The 18,325-nt window shown below is 70.4% G+C and carries 12 protein-coding genes and 2 pseudogenes; 9 read left to right on the top strand and 5 right to left on the bottom strand.

All coding sequences use genetic code 11. The features are described 5' to 3' along the window. Window positions 1–412: 412 nt before the first annotated feature. A complete protein-coding gene (locus JFB92_RS19270) occupies window positions 413–625 on the bottom strand; it encodes a hypothetical protein (protein WP_199042582.1) in 213 nt (70 codons plus the stop codon). A gap of 537 nt (window positions 626–1,162) precedes the next feature. On the opposite strand from JFB92_RS19270, the gene JFB92_RS19265 reads away from it, so the two are divergent. From JFB92_RS19265 to JFB92_RS25760, 7 genes and pseudogenes are all read left to right on the top strand, one after another. After that, entirely contained in the window at window positions 1,163–1,501 is a 339-nt protein-coding gene (locus JFB92_RS19265; protein ID WP_199042581.1) for a hypothetical protein, read from the top strand. A 145-nt stretch (window positions 1,502–1,646) separates the two neighbouring features. Next, window positions 1,647–2,750, top strand: a complete 1,104-nt coding sequence (locus JFB92_RS19260) for a BMP family lipoprotein (RefSeq protein WP_199042579.1) — start codon at window positions 1,647–1,649, stop codon at window positions 2,748–2,750. A gap of 24 nt (window positions 2,751–2,774) precedes the next feature. Further along, window positions 2,775–4,325, top strand: a complete 1,551-nt coding sequence (locus tag JFB92_RS19255; protein ID WP_199042577.1) for an ABC transporter ATP-binding protein — start codon at window positions 2,775–2,777, stop codon at window positions 4,323–4,325. Continuing rightward, a complete protein-coding gene (locus JFB92_RS19250) occupies window positions 4,322–5,605 on the top strand; it encodes an ABC transporter permease (protein ID WP_199042575.1) in 1,284 nt (427 codons plus the stop codon). The genes JFB92_RS19255 and JFB92_RS19250 overlap by 4 nt, the downstream gene beginning before the upstream one ends. A gap of 5 nt (window positions 5,606–5,610) precedes the next feature. After that, window positions 5,611–6,882, top strand: coding sequence for an ABC transporter permease (locus JFB92_RS19245; RefSeq protein ID WP_199042573.1), 1,272 nt, complete (start codon window positions 5,611–5,613; stop codon window positions 6,880–6,882). Continuing rightward, window positions 6,879–7,265 (top strand): annotated as a pseudogene (locus JFB92_RS19240) (cytidine deaminase); the annotation flags it as partial. The gene JFB92_RS19245 and the pseudogene JFB92_RS19240, both read left to right, overlap by 4 nt. A gap of 24 nt (window positions 7,266–7,289) precedes the next feature. Beyond that, on the top strand, window positions 7,290–8,561 hold the full coding sequence (locus JFB92_RS25760; protein WP_372451667.1) for a thymidine phosphorylase: 1,272 nt from the start codon (window positions 7,290–7,292) through the stop codon (window positions 8,559–8,561). Window positions 8,562–8,571: 10 nt separating this feature from the next. On the opposite strand, the pseudogene JFB92_RS19235 reads toward JFB92_RS25760, so the two are convergent. After that, a pseudogene (locus tag JFB92_RS19235) lies at window positions 8,572–9,408 on the bottom strand (DMT family transporter); the annotation flags it as partial. Window positions 9,409–9,494: 86 nt separating this feature from the next. On the opposite strand from JFB92_RS19235, the gene JFB92_RS19230 reads away from it, so the two are divergent. Then, window positions 9,495–10,070 (top strand): TetR/AcrR family transcriptional regulator, encoded by a 576-nt coding sequence (locus tag JFB92_RS19230; protein WP_199042569.1) that lies wholly within the window; start codon window positions 9,495–9,497, stop codon window positions 10,068–10,070. Window positions 10,071–10,122: 52 nt separating this feature from the next. Here the strand turns inward: JFB92_RS19230 and JFB92_RS19225 are convergent, their stop codons facing one another. Continuing rightward, window positions 10,123–11,361 carry a S8 family peptidase gene (locus JFB92_RS19225; protein WP_199042568.1) on the bottom strand — a complete coding sequence of 413 codons (1,239 nt, stop codon included), beginning with the start codon at window positions 11,359–11,361 and terminating at the stop codon, window positions 10,123–10,125. A 183-nt stretch (window positions 11,362–11,544) separates the two neighbouring features. Continuing rightward, window positions 11,545–13,089 carry a S8 family peptidase gene (locus JFB92_RS19220; protein WP_199042567.1) on the bottom strand — a complete coding sequence of 515 codons (1,545 nt, stop codon included), beginning with the start codon at window positions 13,087–13,089 and terminating at the stop codon, window positions 11,545–11,547. A gap of 317 nt (window positions 13,090–13,406) precedes the next feature. Here JFB92_RS19220 and JFB92_RS19215 point away from each other — a divergent pair, with 317 nt between their 5' ends. Continuing rightward, window positions 13,407–16,478 (top strand): NACHT domain-containing protein, encoded by a 3,072-nt coding sequence (locus JFB92_RS19215; protein ID WP_199042566.1) that lies wholly within the window; start codon window positions 13,407–13,409, stop codon window positions 16,476–16,478. On the opposite strand, the gene JFB92_RS19210 is transcribed toward JFB92_RS19215, so the two are convergent. Further along, window positions 16,479–18,257, bottom strand: a complete 1,779-nt coding sequence (locus tag JFB92_RS19210) for an ABC-F family ATP-binding cassette domain-containing protein (RefSeq protein ID WP_199042565.1) — start codon at window positions 18,255–18,257, stop codon at window positions 16,479–16,481. It abuts the gene before it with no gap. Between the last annotated feature and the right edge of the window lie 68 nt (window positions 18,258–18,325).

Here is an 18,325-nt window from a genome sequence, read left to right as displayed (position 1 = left end):
TGCGCGGGTTTCTTGGCTCCCGCCAGCTCGGGGGAGAGGTCGGGATCAGCCAGCAGGGGGTCCCGAAGGGGCCGGTGTCGATGATCCAGTCGCTGCCGGACCGGTGCCGCGGGGCGCCGGTTCCTCGTGCCGGAGCACCGGATTCGGGGACGGGAACGGGTTTCGGTCTTTTGCGGCGAGGCGGCCCACAGGCCATTTACTTGTACGGGAAGCACAGATGCGCTTCCATTCTGCGGAAGCGGATCTGTGCTGTTCAGGCAATCATCGACACGCGCGCGGGACTCAGCTGCACCGACCTGCAAGGTCGGAATCGGTCACTATTGCCTTTGGTGAGGCAATGTCGTTTCTTTCGAAATGTGTTTCTCCATCGAATGTGGTTCACGGCTCGATGATCTGAACGCGTGGTCCGGACTCAGCCCTCCAGCGCGTCCTGAGCGCGTTCGAGCGTCTCGGCCATCCCGATCTCGAACGCCTTGCGGCCCTCGAAGTCCTCGGGCAGGCCCGAAGGGGGATCCGGCAGGCCGCTGGTCCACTCGTGGTCGTACTCCACTCCGGAGTCCGGGTTGTAGATCTGCGACCAGAACACGCCGACCGGCAGCGTGCCGTACTCGTTGAGCTCCCACACCGCGTATCCGGCCTCCTCGATGTGGTCGCGGTATTCGGCGTGGAGGGACGCCGACCGCGCTCGAGCTGGGGCGGCGGTCCCCGGCGACGAACGCGATCGCGAGGCCCGCGGTGAGTTTGCGCGTTCGCAAGGTACTTTTCCTCTCGGTGTGAAGTTGCCGGTGAACCGCTGTGCGCGCCAAGCGGTCCACTGCCTGAATTCTGGGGGAATGACTCGGCCAAGTCGGGGACCGTATTGTCACGTTCCGGGCATTGGCGCATGATGCATTGGGACGCAAGATCAATGTCTGATCAGCGCGTACATATGCGGCAGACGTGCTGCTGATGATGCTTGATCAATTACTAGACACTGATATCTATAAACTTGAATCGAGATCGGAACGCTACTTGTCCATGATCTGACAGAGGGATCGTTCCAGCGGCAGCCTGCGGCCGCCTCTCGGATCGATCGGCGGCGGTGCGCCCGAATCGGGTGGCGCACCGGGCCGGGGCGGCGGCCCCGCCCGGCCCCCGACTGGGCTCTGAAATACTCCCGGACATGGAGTTCGTGGAGTTGTCGCTTCGTTACCTGCACCTGCTCGGTTTCGCCGCGGTGTTCGGGGGCTGGCTCACCGCGCTGCTGTCGCGGCGGTTCAACATCAACCTGGCGATGCTGTACGGCATCGCGACCCAGCTCGCCACCGGGATCGTGCTCTACGGCCTGGCCGGAGGGGATGCGAACCACGCCAAGCTCGGGACCAAGTTCCTCCTGGCGCTGCTGCTGGCGGTGATGATCGTGATCCCGTGGTGGAAGAAGCGCCGGACCGTCGCCGCCGGGCACTTCTGGGCGATCGGCGGCATGGTCCTGGTGACCGCCGGAGTGGCCGTCTTCTGGTAGCCGGAGCCGCAACCGCGGCGTATAGAGCCCGAAACACCAGTTCGCGGCGGTCTCAGTCATAGGATGTTTCGGTAACGAATCCGTCAAGATGGCTGTCAAAGCGGTTCCGCTGCGGCCAAGATTAGGCGCTATGGGAGTACCTCTGATGTCTAAGGAGACCAAGTTGGCCGTCAAACAGTACAGACTCGCCGTGGCAGGCGTCGCCGCCACCGGCGTATTCGCACTCTCCGCCTGCGGGGCCGCTCCCGATGAGGACGACTCCGACTCCGACGGCGGCAACAACGCCGACGCGTCGTTCCTGGCCTGCATGATCACCGACTCCGGCGGTGTCGACGACAAGTCCTTCAACGAGTCGTCCTGGCAGGGCATGCTCGACGCCGCGGAGGAGAACTCCGACATCGAGGTCGAGTACAAGGAGTCCTCGGCCGACACCGACTACGACCCGAACCTGCGCTCGGCCGTCGACGACGGCTGCGACTTCATCGTGGGCGTCGGCGGCCTCATGACCGAGAACGTCAACACCGTCGCAGGCGAGAACCCGGACATCCCGTTCGCGACCGTCGACGGGTTCAGCGAGGTCGAGAACGTCTACTCGATCCAGTTCGACACCGCGCAGTCCGCGTTCCTGGCCGGTTACGTGGCCGCCGCCCAGACCGAGTCGGGCACCGTCGCCACCTGGGGCGGCATGAAGATCCCGCCGGTCACCATCTTCATGGACGGCTTCGCCGAGGGCATCGCCTACCACAACGAGGCCAAGGGCACCGACGTCGAACTCCTCGGCTGGGACGAGGAGGCCCAGGACGGCACCTTCCTCAACGACTTCGAGGACACCGCCGGCGGCAAGTCCACCTCCGAGACCTTCATCTCGCAGGGCGCCGACATCATCTTCCCGGTCGCCGGCCCCGCCGGCATCGGCGCGCTGACCGCCGCCTCCGAGGCCGACGGCGTCAACGCGATCTGGGTCGACACCGACGGCTACGAGTCCACCGAATTCGGCGACGTGCTCATCACCAGCGCCGAGAAGGGCCTGGCCGCGGCCGTCACCGACTCGGTCCTCGCCGCCTACGACGGCGACGTCACCGGCTCCTACGTCGGCACCCTCGCCAACGACGGGGTCGGCATCGCGCCGTACCACGACTTCGAGGACGCCGTCTCCGATGAGACCAAGACCGAAGTCGAGGACCTCAAGCAGGCCATCATCGACGGCGAGGTCACCGTCGAGTCCCCGGCCTCGCCCGCGGCCGAGTAGCCAGAACCGACAAGAGGACGAGAATTGCAGCTCGAACTGCGGGGCCTGACGAAGAAGTTCGGCTCGTTCACCGCCGACGACGACATCGATCTCACCGTGGAACCCGGTCAGATCCACGCGATCCTCGGTGAGAACGGCGCGGGCAAGTCAACGCTGATGAACATGCTCTACGGGATCCTCCGGCCCACCGCCGGGCAGATCCTCGTCGACGGCGAACCCGTCGAGTTCTCCGGTCCCGGCGACGCGATCGCCGCCGGGATCGGCATGGTCCACCAGCACTTCAAACTCGTCGGGCCCTTCAGTGTCGCCGACAACGTGCAACTGGGTCGGGAGCACACCCGAGGAGCGGGCGTGCTCTCGATCCGGGACGCGCGAGAGGCCGTCCGCGAGGTCTCCGAGCGGTACGGCCTGGCCCTCGACCCCGACGCGATCGTGGAGAACCTCCCGGTCGGCGTCCAGCAGCGCGTCGAGATCGTCAAGGCGCTCTCGGGGCCCAAGACCGAGCTGCTCATCCTCGACGAGCCGACCGCGGTCCTGACCCCGGCCGAGATCACCGAGCTGCTGGAGATCATGCGCTCGCTGGCCGACTCGGGCACCTCGATCCTCTTCATCAGCCACAAGCTCAAAGAGGTCCAGTCCGTCGCCGACACCGTCACCGTGATCCGGCGCGGCAAGGTCGTCGCCGAGCTGCCACCGACGGCCTCCACCGCCGAGATGGCCTCGGCGATGGTCGGCCGCGCCATCTCGCTGGAGGTCGACAAGACCGCCGCCGAACCGGGCGAGCCGCGCCTGGAGATCGAGGGCCTCACCGTCGTCGACGACCAGGGCTTCAAGATCGTCGACGGCCTCGACCTGACCGTCCACTCCGGCGAGATCGTCGGCCTGGCCGGCGTCGAGGGCAACGGCCAGACCGAACTGGCCCGCGCCGTGCTCGGCCTGATGAAGCCCGCCTCCGGGCGGGTCCGCCTCGACGGGCGCGACGCCACGCACGAGCCCCCGGCCGAACGCATCGAGCAGGGCCTGGGATACATCCCCGAGGACCGGGCCCGCGACGGCGTCATCACCGAGTTCACCGTCGCCGAGAACATCATCCTCAACCAGTACCGCGACCGGCCCTACTCCAAGCGCGGCGTCGTCGACGCCGCCGCCGTCCGCAAGCGCGCGGTCGACTCCATCGCCGAGTTCGACATCCGCACCCAGTCCCCGACCGAGCTCGTCGCGTCCCTGTCCGGCGGCAACCAGCAGAAGGTCATCATCGCCCGCGAGTTCTCCCGGCCCCGCCGGGTCCTGGTCGCCGCGCAGCCGACCCGCGGCGTCGACGTCGGCGCCACCGAGTTCATCCACTCCCGGCTGATCACCGAGCGCGACACCGGCACCGGCGTCCTGCTGATCTCCTCCGAACTCGACGAGATCTACGCCCTGGCCGACCGCATCGCCGTCATCTACAACGGGAAGATCGTCGGCGAGGTCGACCCCGACACGCCGCGCGAGGTCATCGGCCGCCTCATGGTCGGCGCGGACGCCGACGCCGCGACCGAGGCCGACCACGCCGAGAACGACGGAGGCGACCGGTGACCACCGAGAACACAACGGCCACCGCCGAACAGCCCGAATCCCCCGAGCCGCCCGAATCCAAGCCCTCCTTTGCGAGGCTCTTCGGCCGCTACCTGATCGAGGCCAACTCGGTCATGGTCACCGTCTACTCGCTGCTGCTGGCGTTCGCCATCGGCGCGGTCCTGCTCATCGTCTCCGACGAACAGGTCCGAAGCTCCTACGGCTACTTCTTCGCCAGGCCCTCCGACGCGCTCGGCGGCTCCTGGAACCTCATCTACAGCTCCTACATGGACCTGTTCCAGGGAGCGATCCTCAACTTCAACACCCTCGAGCGGTTCCAGGCCGGGAACGCCGACTTCGGGGACCTGCTGCGGCCGCTGTCGGAGACGCTCACCAACGCCACCCCGCTGATCTTCACCGGTCTCGCCGTGGGCCTGGCCTTCCGCGCCGGGCTGTTCAACATCGGCGCCCAGGGCCAGATGATCTTCGGGATGCTCGGGGCCCTCGTCATCGGCTTCAGCCTGAACGTGCCGGCCATCGTCCACATCCCGCTGGCCATCCTCGCCGGAGCCGTCGCCGGAGGGCTCTTCGGCGCCGTCCCCGGCGTCCTCAAGGCCACCACGGGAGCGCACGAGGTCATCTCCTCGATCATGCTCAACAACATCGCCGCGCTGTTCCTGGTGTGGGCGCTGAGCACGAAGTTCATCCACTCCGAGACCCGCTCGGAACTGGTGTCCAAACCGGTCCGGGACTCCGCGGAGCTGCCGGCCCTGCTCGGCTGGCTCAACCCGTCGCTGCGGGTCAACCTCGCGATCGTCGTCGGCGTCGCCGTGGCCGTCGGCGTGTGGTGGCTGCTGACCAAGTCCACCTTCGGCTACCGCATCCGCGCAGTCGGCTTCAACGGGCCCGCCTCCGCCACCGCGGGCATGAGCGTCGGCCGCACCTACGCGACCACCATGGGCGCGGCCGGGGCCCTCGCCGGGCTCGCCGGAGCGGCCCTGGCCCTCGGCACCGGCTCGGGCGGCGTCAACACCGCGACCGTCCTCGAATACGGCTTCGACGGCATCACCGTCGCCCTGCTCGGCCGCGCCAACCCGGCCGGGATCGTCGTCTCGGCGCTGCTGTTCGGCGCGCTCAAGGCCGGCGCCCTGTCCGCCCAGCCGGATGTGCCGGTCGACATCTCGACGCTCCTGCAGGCGACGATCGTGCTGTTCATCGCCGCTCCCGCCCTGGTCAAGGCGATCCTGCGGCTGCGCACTCCGCGCGGCGGCCTGGTCACCCTCGAAGCGAAAGGCTGGTGAGCCCCATGGCAGTGGACACCGCGACAGCCCCCGCCCTGCTCGACGAGAGTGCCGTCGCCCGCAAACCGATCCACGGGTGGTCCCTGGCCGTCCTCGGCGCGCTCATGACTGTCGGCGCCCTCACGCAGCTCGGCGGCCGGGAAGTCCTGTTCCGGCTCGACCAGACCTCGCCCGGCGCCGAGTGGGCGCTGCCCGCGTCCTTCGCGGTCGCCGTCCTCGGCGTCCTGACCGCCCTCGGCGGCGCGCTCATGGTCTACGGGATCCAGCGGCGCTTCCACAAGACCGTCCTGGCCGTGGCCGTCACCTGCTTCGCGCTCGGGCTGCTGCTGTGGGCGATGTCGCCCGAAGGCGTGGTCTTCCGCGTCGAGGCGATCCTCGCCGGGGCCTTGTTCCTGTCGATGCCCTACATCTTCGGGGCGCTCTCGGGCGTGGTCTGCGAGCGCTCCGGCGTGATCAACATCGGCATCGAGGGTCAGTTCCTCATGGGCGCCTTCTCCGGCGTCCTGGTCGCCTCGATCTCGGGCAACGTCTACATCGGCATCGTCGGTGCGATGCTCGCCGGGTCGCTCTCGACGCTGCTGCTGGCCCTCATGGCCACCAAGTACCAGGTCAACCAGGTCGTCGTCGGCGTCATCCTGAACCTGCTGGCGCTCGGCCTGACCGGGTTCATGTTCGACCAGCTCAAGAAGACGCCCGGCTACAACGTGGCCGCGTCGGTCCCGGTGCTCGACTTCGGTCCGCTGGCCGAGATCCCGATCATCGGCCCGACCCTGTTCCGCCAGAACCTGTTCGTCTACGTCGGCCTCGCGCTGGTCGCCCTGGTCTGGTTCCTGCTGTTCCGCACCCGCTGGGGCCTGCGCACCCGCTCGGTCGGCGAGCACCCGGCCGCCGCCGACGCGATGGGCGTGAACGTGAACCGGCTGCGCTTCTGGAACGTGACCGCCGCCGGGCTCATCTCCGGATTCGGCGGGGCGTTCTTCACCATCGCCAACAGCCTGGCGTTCACCAAGAACATGACCGCCGGGCTCGGCTTCGTCGCGCTAGCGGTCATGATCGTGGGCCGGTGGAACCCGCTCGGCGTCCTCGCGGGGGCGCTCATATTCGGCTTCACCACGCAGGTCTCGCGGTACCTGGACACGGCCGGGAACTCGATCGTGCCCGGCGAGTTCCTCCAGATGCTGCCGTACGCGGTCACCATCGTCGTGGTCGCCGGGCTGATCGGCCGAGCCAAGGCGCCCGCGGCCGACGGCGTGCCCTACAACCCGGGGGACAAATGACGGACGTCGACTGGGACGCGCTGCGCGCCAAGGCCGTCGAGATGATGGGCCGGGCCTACGTCCCCTACTCGGAGTACCCGGTGGGCGTGGCGGGCCTGGTCGACGACGGCCGGATCGTCGCCGGCTGCAACGTCGAGAACGCCTCCTACGGGCTGACGCTGTGCGCCGAGTGCGGCATGGTCTCCGACCTGGCCGCCACCGGCGGCGGCAGGCTCGTCGCGATCGCCTGCGTCGACGGCGCGGGCGAACCCCTCACCCCGTGCGGTCGGTGCCGCCAGCTCCTGTTCGAGCACGGCGGCCCCGACTGCCTCGTGGACGCCGAAGGCGCCCCGACGACCGTCGGGGCGCTGCTGCCGGGCGCGTTCGGCCCGGCCCATCTGGACCATTGAACTGAGGGACCGCAATTGATCACCGCAATCGACGTCATCCGCTCCAAGCGGGACGGCCTCGAACTGTCGACCGACCAGATCGACTGGGTCATCGACGCTTACACCCGCGGCGAGGTCGCCGACGAGCAGATGTCGGCCCTGGCGATGGCGATCTTCCTCAACGGGGCCGTGCCCCGCGAGATCGCCGACTGGACCGCCGCGATGATCCGCTCGGGCATCACCCTCGACCTGTCAGGGGTCGGCAAGCCCTGCGTCGACAAGCACTCGACCGGCGGCGTCGGCGACAAGATCACTCTGCCGCTGGCGCCGCTGGTGGCCTGCTTCGGCGTGGCCGTCCCGCAGTTGTCGGGCCGCGGCCTCGGACACACCGGCGGCACCCTCGACAAGCTCGAGTCCATCCCCGGCTTCGACGTCGACCTGACCGAGGAGCGGGTGGTCGCCCAGCTCCGCGAGGTCGGCGCGGTCGTGTGCGCGGCCACCGGCGACCTGGCCCCGGCCGACAAGAAGCTGTACGCGCTGCGCGACACCACCGCCACCGTCGAGTCGATCCCGCTGATCGCCTCCTCGATCATGAGCAAGAAGATCGCCGAGGGCGCCGACGCGATCGTCCTGGACGTCAAGGTCGGGTCGGGTGCGTTCATGAAGGACTTCGCCGACGCCAAGACCCTGGCCGAGACCATGGTGCGGCTCGGCGCCGACCACGGCGTCGACACCCGCGCGCTGCTGACCGACATGTCGATCCCGCTGGGGCGCACCGCGGGCAACGCCCTGGAAGTGCGCGAATCGCTCGAAGTCCTGGCCGGGGGAGGACCGGCCGACGTCGTGGAGCTGACCGTCGAGCTGGCCCGCGAGATGCTGGCCGCCGCGGGCCGGACCGACGCCGACCCGGCCGAGGCGCTCGCCGACGGCCGGGCCATGGACACCTGGCGGAGCATGGTCGCCGCCCAGGGCGGCTGGCCGGACGCGGCGCTCCCGGTCGCCCGCGAGACCATGGACGTGACCGCCGACACCGACGGATACGTAGTGGACGTGGACGCGTACGCTGTCGGCGTCGCCGCATGGCGTCTCGGCGCCGGCCGCACCAGGCAGGGACTGCCGGTGCAGGCAGGGGCCGGCGTCGAGATCCTCAAGACCGTCGGCGAGCAGGTGAGGGCCGGAGACCCGGTGTTCCGGCTCCACACCGACACCCCCGACCGCTTCGAAGCCGCGGCCGAATCCCTCGCGGGCCAGTGGCAGGTCGGCCCCGAACCGGCGAAGCGCGGCCCGATGGTCCTGGATCGCCTCGCCTGAGGGTCAGCGCCACGCCGAGGCTCGTGACGGCCAGGCCCGCCCAGGTCCAGGCGGTTATCCGGTCGCCGAACATGGCCCAGGCCCAGAGCATCGTCACCGGGGGCGTCAGGTACAGGAGCGTGGCTGCGGCCGTGGCCCCGTTGCGGCGGACCACTATCCAGTAGGTGCCGTAGCCGCCCAGGCCGGCCAGGAGCGTCACCCAGGCCATCGCGCCCCAGAACCCGGCCGTCATCGTCGGCGCGAAGTGCCCGGTCGAGGCCGAGAGCGCGGCGAAGGCCGCCGCGGCGGTGAGGAACTGGACGGCCAGGGCGTCGAGCGGGCCGAGCGTCTTCGGGCGGGCGCGCCGCTCCAGGATCGTCCCGGCCACCAGCGACAGCATCGCCCCGACCGGCAGCGCGAACGCCCACAGCGCCGCGTGCGATCCGGAGTAGTCGGCCGAGACGACCATCGCGACCCCGGCGAAGCCGATCGCGAGCCCGCCGATCTGGACGGCCCGGACGCGCTCGCCGAGGACCAGGAACGCCGCGGCGGCGGTGACCGCCGGCTGCAGGCTCGCGATGAGGGCCGCCGTGCCGGGGGAGACGCCCAGCTCGGTCGCGGCGACCACGCCGTAGAGGTACCCGACCTGGGCCAGCAGTCCGATCGCGGCGTGGACGGCCACGTCCCGGGCGGCCAGGCGGGCGAACCGGTGCGCCAGCCACAGCGCCGAGGGCACGGCCAGCACGAGGAACCGCCAGTTCAGGACGGTCAGGGACGTGGCGTGGCCGGTGGCCAGTTCGGCGCCGATGAAGCCCGAGCTCCACAGCACCACGAAGGCCCCGGCCCACAGCCGGTCGGTGGCGGTCATGCGTCCTCCAAAAGTAAACAGGTCGGTATATCAACCTAGCTAAACCGAGCGGTATACTTCCAGTGGAGTCTTCGGGAGGGACCGCCATGACCGTCGAGATCGCCGAACCGCGCATGACCCGCGCCGCGCTCCGCATCCTGGAGACGGCGAGCGAGCTGTTCTACCACCGCGGCATCCACACCGTCGGTGTCGACCTCATCGCCGCCGAGGCCGGAGTGACCAAGAAGACCATCTACGACCGCTTCGGCTCCAAGGACAACCTCGTCGCCGCCTACCTGCGGGCGCGCGACCGGCGCTGGCGGGCCGTCGTCGACCGCCACATCGAGGCCGCCGCCGGCCCCGGGGAGGCGGCCCTGGCCGTCTTCGACTCCCTCGAGGAGTGGCGGGCCGCAGAGGGCACGCGCGGTTGCGCGATGATCAACGCCCGCGCCGAGTACGCCGGCCCCGACCACCCATCGCGGGCGCTCGCCGCCGACCAGAAGCACTGGCTGCGGGACCGGTTCCGCGCCCTGGTCGAGGCCGCCGGGCTCCCCGGGAGCGCCGACCTCGCCGTCGAGCTGCTGGTCCTCCACGAAGGCGCGGTGGTGATGGGCGACGTCGGCGAACTGGAGGACGCCACCGCGCTCGCCAAGCGCGCCGCAGCCCGCCTGCTCGGCCTGTGACGCGAAACGGGGGCCGCCGCTTTCGCGCGGCGACCCCCGGAATGCTCGCGCGCTACTCGGCGGCGACCAGGAACTCGGTGTTCAGCAGCAGGTTCGGGCTGCCGGCCGGGTCGGGGATGGCCCCCTCGACCGCGTTCGAGGCCAGCGCCTCGGCGACCTCCTCAGGGGTGGCCTCGGGGTCGGCCTCCAGGTAGAGCGCGGCCGCGCCCGCCACGTGCGGGGCGGCCATCGAGGTGCCCGAGATGGTGCTCGCGGCGTCGGCGCCGCCGATCCAGGCCGAGGTGATGTTCACGCCCGGGGCGAGGATGTCGACGCACTCACCGAAGTTGGAGAACGAGGCGGCGCCGTCGCGATCGTCGGTCGCGCCCACGGTGATCGCGGACCTCTCCGAGGCCGGGGAGACGTTGCACGCGTCCTGGCCCTCGTTGCCCGCGGCGATCGCGAAGGCCACGCCCGCGTCGACCGCTCCGGCGACGGTGTCGTTGAGCGCCTGGCTGAACGGACCGCCCAGGCTCATGTTCGCCACCGACGGCCCGGCGGCGTTCTCGGTGATCCAGTCGATGCCGGAGATGATCCCGGCGTAGGAGCCCGATCCCTCGCAGTTGAGGACGCGGACCGGCACGAGCGTGACGTCCTTGGCCAGGCCGTAGTCGGTGCCGCCCACGGTGCCGGCGACGTGGGTGCCGTGGCCGTTGCAGTCGTCGCCGTCGCCGCCGGAGTCGATCGCGTCGTAGCCCTCCGCGAGGCGACCGGCGAACTCCTCGTGGTCCAGGTTGATCCCGGTGTCCAGGATGTACGCGGTGGTGCCGGCGCCGGTGTACTCGTACTCGTAGGCGTCGTCGAGCGGCAGCGCGGACTGGTCGACCCGGTCCAGGCCCCACGACGGCGGGTCCTGCTGCACGTCCGAGATCGAGACGGTGCGGTTCTGCTCGACATAGGCCACCGCGTCGTCGGCGGCCAGCTCGGCGGCCTCCTCGGGGCTCATCTCGGCCACGAACCCGTCGATGAGGCCGAGCTCGTCGACCACCTCGACCGGGCCGGCGACCTCGTCGACGACCTCTTCGACCATGCCGCCCAAGCCCAGTGCGCTCGGAGCGGCCTCGTCGAGGACGACCAGGTACTCCCCGGCGATGGCGTCGGGGTCGTCGGCGCCGAGGATGAGGTCGGTCGGGTCGGCCTGGTCGGCGCGCGCGATCGCGTTGACCGCGACCAGCGAACCGGCCGCTGCCGCTGCCGCGAGTCCGGCGACGGCGAGGCGGCGGACCCTGCGGTTGCGTCCTGCCATTGACATACGGAGGGAACTCCTTCGGTTGTAATGCGGGGTGCGGTTCATGAATGAACCTCGTTTCGAGAGCCTAGCGTATGCCGCATTACTCGTAAATCCTTCAAAAAGGACAATCGGGCTGAAGCCTCGCGCTCGGTGAGCGGTCGGCTCCAGCCCGCTATTCATCCTTCAGTTGTGCTGCGGAGGGAATCAGAGTGTGAGGCTCCAGCCGTTGAGCGTGCCGGAGTCGCCGGAGTAGACGTCCACAATGCGCAGCGTCCAGGTGCCGGTGGCCGACTCGGCGGACAGGTCGACGGTGTAGGTCTCGACCACGTCGTCACCGGAGTCCCAGCCGGAGTCCTTGACCTGGTAGCTGGTCCCGTCGGGGGCGACCAGGTAGACCTCCAGGTCCCCGCGCCAGGTGTGGGTGATGTCCACGCTCAGGCTGCTGCCGGCGGCGGCGGCGCCGTCGCAGTCCATCGCCAGGGTGCTCTCGGTGGTGGAGGTGTCGGGCAGCGGAGTCGAGTCGTTGTTCTCGCCCTCGCAGCCGGCCGGGTCCCCGGGGTCGCCGGGGTCTCCTCCGCCGTCGCCTTCACCGGTGTGGAGCAGCAGGTTCGGGCTGCCGGCCGGGTCGGAGACGCGGCCCTCTCCGGCGTTGCCGGTCACCCAGTCGGCCACCTCGGTCGTGGAGGCGCCCGGGTTGTTCGACAGGTACACCGCGACCGCGCCGGCCACGTGCGGAGCGGCCATCGAGGTGCCGGAGATGGTGTTGGTGGCCGAGTTCGAGCCGATCCAGGCCGAGGTGATGTCCACGCCGGGGGCGAAGACGTCCACGCAGGAGCCGTAGTTCGAGAAGTAGGCCCGAGCGTCGCCGGAGTCGGTGGCGCCGACGGTGATCGCGTCCTCGGCCGAGGCCGGGGAGACGTTGCAGGCGTTCTGGTCCTCGTTGCCGGCCGCGACCGCCATGGTCACGCCCGCGTCGACCGCCGAGTCCACCGCATCGTTGACCGCGGCGCTGTAGGGGCCGCCGAGGCTCATGTTCGCCACGGCCGGGCCGATGTGGTTGTCGGCCACCCACTCGATGCCGGAGATGACGCCGGCGTAGGAGCCGCCGCCCCCGCAGTCGAGCACGCGGACGCCGTGGAGGGTGACCTCCTTGGCCAACCCGTAGTTCGCGCCGCCGACGGTCCCGGCCACATGGGTGCCGTGGCCCTGGCAGTCGGTCGGGTCCGAGTCGCCGTCCACGAAGTCGTATCCGGCGCCGATGCGCCCGCTGAATTCGCTGTGCGAGGTCAGGATGCCGGTGTCGATGATGTAGGCGTGGACGCCGGAGCCGTCGCCGAGGTACTCGTAGGCGTCGTCGAGCGGCAGGTCGAGCTGGTCGACGCGGTCCAGGCCCCACGAGGGCGGGTCCTGCTGGACGTCGGCGACCGAGACGGTCTGGTTCTGCTCGACGAACGCGACCGCGTCGTCGGCGGCCAGGCGCTCGGCCTCGGCGGCGTCCATTTCGGCCAGATAGCCGTTCATGAACTCGTAGCTCTCGACGATGTCGGCGTCGTACTCGCTCGACATCGTCGAGAACTCGCTCTCCATGACGACGATGTACTCGCCGGCGATGGCGTCGGGGGCGTCGGCGCCGAGGACACCGGCGGTCTCCTCGGCACTCGCGCCGGCCGGCGCCATCGCGGCCCAGCCGAGCGCTACGGCTCCGGCCAGCACGGCGGCCGGAGCACGGGGGGTTCTGATCTTCGGCATAGGGGGGTACTCCCTTTCGGTCGTCCGGAACCGCGTTGCGGGGGAAACGGGGCGACGCAAAACGGTTCCAGTGGGGACGGTTCGGTGGAACCGACCCTTTCGGGCTTTCAGACTCAGGTTATGGAAATCACATCGAATTGTGAAGCCCCTGGCTGCAAGGTATGAATCAGTGAATTACGACCCTGTTACCGACTGGTAGCCAATGGGTCGATCCGGGGTACAATGCGCGTTCGCCGAAAATACAGTCCATTGTGCTGGCTCACGTTCCGTGCGGCGATCCAATACCATCGACAGGGCCCCCGATCGATGGGAAGCCCATGACCTCCGAGAAGCCCAGGCGCCGTGGACGGCTCCGCAAGTTCTTCTCCGGAGGGCTGCTGACGCTCGGCCCGCTGGTGCTGCTGCTGACGTTCTTCTGGGAGGACCTGACCGAGCGCTTCAGCGTCCCGGCCCTGTCCGGCTCGGCGATCCTGCTGGTCCTCGTCGGATTCCTCGGTCTGGTCGGCGAGGAGATCGGCCGCCGCTGGGCCAAACTGGCCGCCCCCAAGGTCGACCCCTACCGGTGGCTGTGGGTCGCCAAGCAGCGGCGCGCCTACGTCGAGCAGCTCGCCGAGCACGCCTCCGAGATCCAGCTCTACGGGGTGGCCACCCACGGGCCCTTCGCGATGCGCCTGCCCGAGGTCCACGTCTCGGCGGGCCTGGTGCGGCCCCGCTCCTCCGGCCTGCCCGAACCCGACCACCGCGGACGCACCCTCCTGGACAGCGTCGACGGCCCCGACCGCCGGGCCCTGATCGTCATCGGCGAACCCGGAGCGGGCAAGACGACCCTGCTGCGCCACACCGCCCTCCAGATCTGCCAGTCGAAGCGGCTCCGGCGGCGCCACCTGCCGGTCCTGATCTACCTGCGCGACCACGTCGAGACCATCCTCGACGACCCGGCCGGGACCACCATCGCCTCCCTGCTGGCCGAGACTCCCTCCCTCAAGCACCGCGCCGTCGCCGGAGGCATCGGCCAGCGCCTCGAATCGGGCCGCTGCCTGGTCCTGCTCGACGGCCTCGACGAGATGGCCGGAGTCGAGGCCCGCCAGGAGGTCGCCCGCTGGATCAAGGCCCAGATGGAGTACTACTCCAAATGCGACTTCGTCGTCACCGCGCGCCGCCAGGGCTACGACAACACCGTTCTGGCCGACCTGGACACGCTCCGGGTCCGCCGCTTCGACTGGCCGCAGGTCGAGGACTTCGTGCGCCGCTGGTGCCTGGCGATGCGCCGCCAGGAGACCGGCGATTCGGCCAAGGCCGTGCGCGAGGCGGCCGACCGCGACGCCGACCGGCTCCTCAAGCTCATGGGCAACAGCCGCGAGCTGCGCGAACTGGTCACCAACCCGCTGCTGCTGATCATGGTCTGCAACGTCGACCGCTACCGGGGCCAGCTGCCCGGCGGCCGCGCCGAGCTCTACCGCGAGATGTGCGAGATGCTCATCCACCGCCGGAGGCAGCAGTCCGGCGTCCCCAGCCACTTCGACGCTCTGACCGCCCGCCAGAAGGTCGCCCCGCTGCGCGCGTTGGCGCTCGACATGATGCGCGAGCGCACCCGCAGAGTCTCCGCCGCCGAGGCCGTCGAGGTCTTCGCCGAGCGCCTCAAGGGCGCGCCGAGGCGCGTCGACCCCGAGGACTACCTGCGCCAGGCGGTCGAGAACGGCATCCTCGTCGAGGACGGCGCCGAGACCTACGCGTTCGCCCACTCGACCCTCCAGGAGTACCTGGCCGCCGCCGCGCTGCGCGAGGCCGGAGACGCGGCGTTCCTGGCCTCCCGCATCGACCAGGTGTGGTGGCGCGAGACGATCCTGCTGTGGGCCGCCGAGGGCGAGGCCGACGCGATCGTCTCCGCGTGCCTCCAGGCCGGGGACGTCGACTCGCTGCTGCTGGCCGAGCAGTGCATGGACGTCGCCGCCGAGATCGACCCGCGCCTCCAGGAGGCGCTGCGGTCGCTCCTGGAGGACCGGTCCGGCCTCGACTCGGCCGACCGGGCCCTGGTCGACGAGTGGCTGCTGCGCCGCAACACCGCCGAGTCGATCCCGGTCGGACCCGAGGCCGACCTGTGCGTCGTCCCGGTCCGCTACGCGGTCTGGGCCCGCTTCCTGACCGACCTGCGCTTCAACGACTGCCTGGACCCGCCGGGGCGCATCAGGGACGGCGAGGCCGCGGTCGGCATGTGGCCGATCTACGTCCAGAAGTTCCTCGACTGGGCCGACCACTACGCCCAGGCCGGCCACCGCTACCGGCTCCCGACCACCGCCGAGCTGGCCGAGTACTTCACCGCCGTCCCGGCCGCCGCGGTCGGCCGCCCCCTGTGGGTCGCGGCCGAGCCCGGTCCCCGGCTCTACTGCCCCCGCGGCGTGGCCCACACCTACACCGCCTCCCGCGCCCAGATCCTGGCCGCCCTGCACACCGACCGGGAGCACACCGGAGGGCACCGGATGATCGCCCTGGCCATCCACATCGCCATGCAGCGCAGGGACGACCAGTTGCGCAACCCGATGCAGTTCCGGCATTCCTTCGGGCTGGCCCGCGCCACCGACACCGACCGCCCGCCCGGGGAGATCCTCGACCAGTCCTTCCAGCAGCTGCTGGTCCGCATCCGCACCGTCTCCGGGTTCCGCGGCTGGCACCCGGCCTTTGACTGGGAGGAGCACCTGACCGGACTGGGCGCCAACCCCTTCGTGGAGACCCTGGTCCGCCAGGACCTGTTCCCCGAGCGCGTCACCCCGCACGAGCTGCTGGCCGTCCGCGCCTACCTGGTGCTGGTGTCGCTGTGGACCCGCGAGGCGGTCCAGCGGCCCCAGGACCAGCCCGACGCCGAGGCCGAGGAGCGCTACCTCGACTCGGTGGCCGCCGCCGAGACCGACGCCCCGGTATACCCCGACCAGATCGCCCCGGCAGTGCGGGCCGCCGCCCGCGCCCTGTCGGCCCGAGGCGGTGTCGATGACGCCTTCGAACCCCTGGTGGGCAAGGCGATCGCGCTGCTGCGCGACTGCGAGCGCGTGATCGGCCCGATCCTGGACCGGCAGGCCCGCTACGACGACGAGCAGTTCGAGGCCGCCCGCCTCTCGCTCAACGCCGCCGCCGCGGTCGCCCACCAACTCCTTGACGCCGACGACGCGATCGACCACCTGCGGCGCGCCATCGCCGGGCTGGTGGTCGTCTCGGCCCGCGCCGGGGCCGACGAGGACTCGGCGGGCGGGGAGTACCTGCTGCTGGTGCGCGAACGCCTCAGCGAGCGGGCCGCACCCGAGCCGGTGCTCCCGCAGCTGGTGGTGCGTCGCAGGGGCCGCCTGAGCGCGACGGTGGCCCGCTGGTGGCGCCGCATCGCCGGCGTCCGGGTCCGCTGACTACTCGGCCAGCTCCATCCAGCGCTCCTCGATGCCGTCGCGCTCGCTCTCGAGTTCGGACAGTCGCTCGCCCAGCTCGGTGAGCCGGTCCGGGTCGGTGGCGGCCTCGGCCATGTCGGCGTGGACGGCCTTGATGCGGTCCTCGACCTTCTCCAGGCGCCGCTCCAGCTTGGACATCTCCTTCTGGGCGGCCCGGTCGATCGTGGCCTGCGAGGGCGTCTTCGCCTTCGCCGGGGCCGCGGCGGGTTCCCGCCCGGTCTCGGCGCGCCGCTCCAGGTACTCGTCGATGCCGCGCGGCAGCATCCGCAGCCGCCGGTCGCCCAGGAGCGCCCAGGTCTCGTCGGCGACCCGCTCGGTGAAGTACCGGTCGTGGCTGACCACGATCATCGTGCCCGGCCAGTCGTCGAGGAGGTCCTCGAGCTGCGTGAGGGTCTCGATGTCGAGGTCGTTGGTGGGCTCGTCGAGGAACAGCACGTTCGGCTCGGCCATCAGCAGCCGGGCGATCTGGAGGCGCCGGCGCTGCCCGCCGGACAGGTCGCGCACGTGCGTGCGCTGGCGGCCGCCGAAGAACCCGAGCCGCTCGGCCAGCTGCCCGGCCGACATTTCCTTGCGGCCCAACTGGATCCGCTTGGCGACCCGTTCGATCGCCTCGAGCACCCGCCAGGACCCGTCGAGGTCCTCCATGTGCTGGGTCAGCCAGGCGAGCTTGACGGTGCGGCCGACCTTGACACGCCCGGACGCGGGCTGGCGCTCCTCGGTCGCGTCGGCCAGGGCCCGCAGCAGGGAGGTCTTCCCGGCGCCGTTGACGCCGACCAGGCCGACCCGCTTGCCCGGGCCCAGGATCCAGTCCAGGTGCTCCAGCAGCACCTGGTCGCCGGCGGTGACGGTCACGTCGTGGGCCTCGAAGACGGTCTTGCCGAGCCGGGCGGTGGCGAAGGAGACCAGTTCGGCGGTGTCCCTCGGCGGCGGCTCGTCGGCGATGAGCTCGTTGGCCGCGTCCACCCGGAACTTGGCCTTCGAGGTGCGCGCCTTGGGCCCGCGCCGCAGCCAGGCCAGCTCCTTGCGCATGAGGTTCTGGCGCTTCTCCTCGGCGAGGGCGGCCTGGCGTTCGCGCTCGGCGCGGGAGAGGACGTAGGCGGTGTAGCCGCCGTCGTACTCGAAGATCTGGCCGCGCTGGACGTCCCAGATGCGGTCGCAGATCTCGTCGAGGAACCACCGGTCGTGGGTGACGACGATGATCGCGCACTTGGCCGCGTTCAGGTACGCCGCGAGCCAGGCGATGCCCTCGATGTCGAGGTGGTTGGTGGGCTCGTCGAGCAGCAGGAGGTCGGCGCCCGCGGTGAGGACGCGGGCCAGGTCGACCCGGCGCCGCTCGCCGCCGGAGAGCACGCCCACCTTCGATTCGAGGCCCTCGGGCAGTCCCGGGGCGTCGAGCCCGCCGAACAGGCCGCCGAGGACCTCGCGGACCTGGGCCGAGGAGGCCCATTCGTGGGCGTCGGCGTCCCCGAACAGCGACTCGCGGACCGAGGCGCCGTCGTCGAGCGAGTCGGTCTGCCCGAGCGAGGCGACGGCGGTCCCGCCGGTGTGGATGACCCGGCCGGAGTCGGGCTCGTCGCGGCGGCCGATGAGCTTGAGGAGCGTCGACTTGCCGTCGCCGTTGCGCCCGACGACGCCGACGCGCTGGCCCTCGGACACTCCGAGCGAGACCGAGTCGAGGATGACCTGGTCGGGATAGGCCTTGGAGACGGTTTCGAGGTTCACGAGATTGGGCGCAGACACGTGGACCAAGACTACTCGGGCCCCGCGCCGCCGAGGCGCAGCTGGGTGGTGGTCCGCGTATAGAGTGT

It is taken from the genome of Glycomyces salinus (genome assembly GCF_016428645.1).
GTDB classification, from domain to species: domain Bacteria; phylum Actinomycetota; class Actinomycetes; order Mycobacteriales; family Micromonosporaceae; genus Glycomyces; species Glycomyces salinus.
This window is presented reverse-complemented; position numbering and strand designations above follow the sequence as displayed.

Bases quoted from the DNA above. Each gene is read 5' to 3' on its own strand.
- JFB92_RS19265 (WP_199042581.1), top strand. From the start codon at position 1,163: ATGGAGTTCGTGGAGTTGTCGCTTCGTTACCTGCACCTGCTCGGTTTC.
- JFB92_RS19260 (WP_199042579.1), top strand. From the start codon at position 1,647: ATGTCTAAGGAGACCAAGTTGGCCGTCAAACAGTACAGACTCGCCGTG.
- JFB92_RS19245 (WP_199042573.1), top strand. From the start codon at position 5,611: ATGGCAGTGGACACCGCGACAGCCCCCGCCCTGCTCGACGAGAGTGCC.
- JFB92_RS19230 (WP_199042569.1), top strand. From the start codon at position 9,495: ATGACCGTCGAGATCGCCGAACCGCGCATGACCCGCGCCGCGCTCCGC.
- JFB92_RS19225 (WP_199042568.1), bottom strand. From the start codon at position 11,361: ATGTCAATGGCAGGACGCAACCGCAGGGTCCGCCGCCTCGCCGTCGCC.
- JFB92_RS19220 (WP_199042567.1), bottom strand. From the start codon at position 13,089: ATGCCGAAGATCAGAACCCCCCGTGCTCCGGCCGCCGTGCTGGCCGGA.
- JFB92_RS19215 (WP_199042566.1), top strand. From the start codon at position 13,407: ATGACCTCCGAGAAGCCCAGGCGCCGTGGACGGCTCCGCAAGTTCTTC.